The sequence below is a fragment of the Pseudomonadales bacterium genome, from assembly GCA_013215025.1.
In the GTDB taxonomy this organism is placed as follows: Bacteria; Pseudomonadota; Gammaproteobacteria; order Pseudomonadales; family DT-91; genus DT-91.
This window is the reverse complement of sequence record JABSRR010000325.1, coordinates 1-1767: the sequence shown is the minus strand read 5'-3', so window position 1 is coordinate 1767 and position 1767 is coordinate 1. Positions and strand designations below refer to the sequence as shown.

At 50.7% G+C, this 1767-nt stretch carries 2 protein-coding genes; both read right to left on the bottom strand.

Going from position 1 to position 1767, the window contains the following annotated elements; genetic code table 11:
• Positions 1–868 (bottom strand): AMP-binding protein (locus tag HRU21_13340; GenBank protein ID NRA43267.1); only part of this gene is annotated, 868 nt, incomplete at its 3' end.
• Between the two features lie 152 nt (positions 869–1020).
• Positions 1021–1767 (bottom strand): methylenetetrahydrofolate reductase (locus HRU21_13335; protein NRA43266.1); only part of this gene is annotated, 747 nt, incomplete at its 5' end.

Sequence of the window (1767 nt, the reverse complement as noted above, 5' to 3'; positions counted from 1 at the left end):
AGTAGACTTCCCCAGGCTGATAATCGAAGGTGTATTTGTGCGACATGGCAGACTGTAATAGGTAGCCTGCGGTGCTGTGTAATACCCCTTTGGGTTTGCCGGTTGAGCCCGAGGTATACAAAATAAACAGCGGATCTTCGCTATCCATCGCCTCGGCAGGGCAGTGCGCTGGCTGCGCCTGTGTTAAATCGTGATACCAGACATCGCGTGCGTCTTGCCAGTGTATTTCGGCGCCGGTGCGCTTTACTACAATACAGCTGTGCACATTTGGACAAGCGGCGAGGGCTTTATCAGCATTGGCTTTCAATGGAATCCGTTTGCCGCCGCGCACGCCTTCGTCGGCGGTAATTAGCAGCTGGCAATCAGCATCTAGAATACGGTCTTTTAAAGCCTCGGGTGAAAAGCCGCCAAATACCACCGAGTGCACCGCACCAATGCGTGTGCAGGCCAGCATGGCATAAGCGGCCTCGACAATCATCGGCATGTATATACAAACCCGATCACCTTTCTTGACGCCGCGCTGTTTCAAACCATTGGCGAGTCGACAAACCTCATCGTGTAGCTGTTGGTAGCTGACCTGCTGGCTGTCTGTAGGTTCATCGCCTTCCCAGATGATTGCAGTTTGCTCGGCAAGGGCGGGTAAATGTTTATCAATACAGTTTTCGCTGACATTCAGTTTGCCACCGATAAACCATGCCGCTTCGCCTCGACTAAAATCACTTTGGCTTAAGCTTTGATAAGGCGTTTGCCAGTGCAGAAATTGCTCGGCCTGCTGGCGCCAAAATGTGTCTGGCTGCTCCAATGAGGCCTGGTACATAGCTTGATACTGTGCAGTATTAATATGCGCCGTTGGCTGAATATGCGGCATGACCGGATGAATCGGAAATTCGTGCACGGCTGGGTCCCTTGTTGTTTGTTATTGTGGCACTAACAATATCAATTTGCGCCTGAATTGGCTAGCTGTAGGCTGATAGGGGCGTGAAAGGCAGTTGGCAGCAATTTGCCAACTGCATTACTGACTTAGCCACGCAGGGCGTTAAAAATCGTGCGCGTTGGCTCTAGCTGGTTCATCGAATAAATATGTATGCCTGGGCAGCCACCGGCTAACAATTTTTGTCCTAGTTCGATAATGAAGTCTTGCCCAAATGACAGCATTGAAGCTTCGTCGTTGCCAAAGCTTTCAAGCTTATAGGTGAGCCAGCGCGGGATTTCAGCGCCGCAGGCTTTAGAAAACCGCTGCAGATTAGCAAAGTTAGTAATCGGCATCAGGCCGACATAAATTGGCTGCTGAATGCCAGCTTGGCTGCAGGCGTCGACAAAGCGAAAGTAGCTATCGGGATTGAAAAAATACTGCGTAACAGCAGAGTCGGCACCAGCCGCCATTTTTTGCTTAAAGTAGTGAATTTCACTGTTATAGCTTGCTGATTCTGGGTGCACCTCAGGGTAGGCTGCAACTTCAATCTCGAAATAATCGCCCGAATGCGCGCGAATAAACTCAACCAGTTCGTTTGCATAGACCATGCGCACGGCACCAACGCCTGAGGGAATATCGCCACGCAGCGCAACCAAGCGTTTTACCCCAAGTGCTTTATATTGATCCAGCAATGCGGTCATTGAGGCTTCATCATCACCGCCAAAGGATAAGTGGGGCGCTACATCGATGCCTTGTTCACGCAGTGACTTGACTAAACCAAAGGTGTTATCGCGGGTGGAACCGCCAGCACCGTAAGTGACGGAAAAAAATTCAGGGCCCAGTGCTTGCAGTGA